Origin of the sequence: Adlercreutzia equolifaciens (assembly GCF_029076695.1) — a bacterium.
Taxonomy (GTDB): Bacteria; Actinomycetota; Coriobacteriia; order Coriobacteriales; family Eggerthellaceae; genus Adlercreutzia; species Adlercreutzia equolifaciens_A.
In genome coordinates this window covers 1-297 of record NZ_JARFIK010000448.1, presented here as the reverse complement: position 1 = coordinate 297, position 297 = coordinate 1, and the positions used below count along the sequence as shown (strand labels likewise).

Sequence of the window (297 nt, the reverse complement as noted above, 5' to 3'; positions counted from 1 at the left end):
GCCCTGGGCAAGCGCCTGACCGGCACCATGATCATCTATTCGGTGCTCTTCGGCGTATTGGTGGCCAACCTGACCTACATCATGGTCATCAAGGCCCCCGAGTACCAGAACCTGCCCAGCAACAACCACACAATGGCCCGCGAGGCCACTATGGAACGCGGCACCATTTCCACCATCGACGGCACGGTGCTGGCCCAGTCGGTGCGCCAGGCGGACGGCACCTATAAGCGCGAATACCCCGCGCGCACCTTGGCCGCGCACATTGTGGGCTATACCTCGCAGAAGTTCGGTTCCGCC

1 pseudogene is annotated in these 297 nt (G+C 62.6%); it reads left to right on the top strand.

Going from position 1 to position 297, the window contains the following annotated elements:
- A pseudogene (locus PZH32_RS13120) lies at positions 1 to 297 on the top strand (FtsW/RodA/SpoVE family cell cycle protein); the annotation flags it as partial.